Source organism: Caballeronia terrestris (genome assembly GCF_001544515.1).
Classification (GTDB): Bacteria; Pseudomonadota; Gammaproteobacteria; order Burkholderiales; family Burkholderiaceae; genus Caballeronia; species Caballeronia terrestris.
Genome location: NZ_FCOL02000321.1, coordinates 1 through 1,930 on the forward strand (window position 1 = coordinate 1; position 1,930 = coordinate 1,930).

Consider the following 1,930-nt stretch of genomic DNA (forward strand, 5'->3'; position numbering starts at 1 on the left):
AAAGAAGTTGCGCACCGCACGTTCGGCTTGCTGCGGCAGATAGACCTTGCCTTCACGCAGTCGCTCGAGCAGTTCCTCAGCGGGCAGATCGACCAGGGTGACCTCGTCGGCCAGATCGAATACGCGGTCGGGAACGGTTTCCCACACGCGGATGCCTGTGATCCGCCCGACGATGTCGTTCAGGCTCTCCAGATGCTGAACATTGACGGTCGTGTACACATCGATGCCCGAGTCCAGCAGTTCGTACACGTCCTGCCATCGCTTCACATGCCGGGCGCCCTGCACGTTGGAGTGCGCGAGTTCGTCGACGAGAATCAGTTGCGGCTTGCGCGCGAGGGCCGCGTCGACGTCAAACTCGGCGAGCTTGCGGTTGCGATATTCGATGTGCGCCGCGGGCAGTACTTCGAGACCGTCGAGCAACGCAAGCGTTTCCCTGCGTCCATGCGTCTCGACAATCCCTGCCACCACGTCGATGCCCTCGTCCAGTCGCCGGCGCGCGGCCTGCAACATCGCAAACGTCTTGCCGACCCCCCTGACGCTTCTCTTCGTCGCGCTGGATCTTTTCGAGCAGTTCATCGGGATCGGGGCGGTCCATCACTGCGCGGGCTTCAGTTCATCGAGCGCGAGGTTGAGCTTCAGCACGTTCACGCGCGCTTCACCCAGAACGCCGAACTGGCGGCCGTTCGTATTGCGCTGCACGAGGGCGTCGACGTCGTTGCGCGCCAGCTTGCGCGCTTTCGCGACACGATCGATCTGATACGCGGCCGCCGCCGGGCTGATCTCCGGATCGAGCCCGCTGCCCGAGGACGTGACGAGATCGACCGGCACGGGTGCGGTGTTCGACGGATCGGCGTCGTGCAGTGCGGTGAGACGGCCTTTCACCTCGTCGGCGAGCGCTGGGTTGGTCGGTCCGAGGTTCGAGCCCTCGATGCCTGTGCGTTATACGGATTGGGCGCCGTGGCCGACAGGCGTCCCCAGAAGTATTGAGGCGCGTCGAACTGCTGGCCGATCAGCTCGGAGCCGACCGCCTTGCCGTCCTTCACGATCAGACTGCCGCTCGCCTGATCGGCGAAAGCCGCGTGGCCAATCGCGGTGACGACCACCGGATACAGACCGCCGGTGATGACCGTCATCGCGGCGAACAGCACCAGCACGGGACGAATGATATTTTTCATGATGATTGACTCTAGGGTTGTTTCTGTCGATTGAGGCTATTCACTCGATATGCATTCAGGCCCAGCCAAAGCCCGTCAAAACCATGTCGATCAGCTTGATGAACGGGAAAGGCAGCAAGATCCCGCCAAGCCCATATACCAGCAGATTGCGCCGCAGGAGGGCCGCTGCACCCAATGCGCGATACTTGACGCCCGTCAGCGCCAGCGGAATCAGGAACACGATGATGAGCGCGTTGAAGATCACCGCCGAGAGAATCGCCGAGGCGGGCGAGGTCAGATGCATCACATCGAGTACACGCAGTTGCGGATACGTCGTGGCGAATGCGGCCGGGATGATCGCGAAATACTTCGCCACGTCATTCGCAATCGAGAAGGTAGTGAGCGAGCCGCGCGTCATCAGCATCTGCTTTCCGATCTCGACGATCTCGATCAGCTTGGTCGGATTCGAATCCAGGTCGACCATGTTGCCGGCCTCTTTCGCCGCCTGCGTGCCGGAGTTCATCGCGACCGCGACATCGGCCTGCGCGAGCGCCGGCGCATCGTTGGTGCCGTCGCCCGTCATCGCGACCAGGCGCCCTTCTGACTGATGCCCGCGGATCGTCGCAAGCTTGGCTTCCGGCGTCGCTTCGGCAAGGTAGTCGTCGACGCCTGCCTCGGCCGCGATCGCCGCAGCCGTCAGCCGGTTGTCGCCCGTCACCATCACGGTCTTGATGCCCATCTTTCGCAGTTCGGCGAAGCGTTCCTTGATGCCGCCC

At 62.7% G+C, this 1,930-nt stretch carries 1 protein-coding gene and 2 pseudogenes; all 3 read right to left on the bottom strand.

What is annotated here, in order from left to right; all coding sequences use genetic code 11:
* Positions 1 to 595, bottom strand: a pseudogene (locus AWB67_RS37015) (histidine kinase); the annotation flags it as partial.
* Positions 595 to 1,175: pseudogene (kdpC, locus tag AWB67_RS37020) on the bottom strand (potassium-transporting ATPase subunit KdpC). The pseudogenes AWB67_RS37015 and kdpC, both read right to left, overlap by 1 nt.
* A 55-nt stretch (positions 1,176 to 1,230) precedes the next feature.
* Positions 1,231 to 1,930: HAD-IC family P-type ATPase (locus tag AWB67_RS37025; protein WP_125477856.1), on the bottom strand; the 700-nt coding region annotated here is incomplete at its 5' end.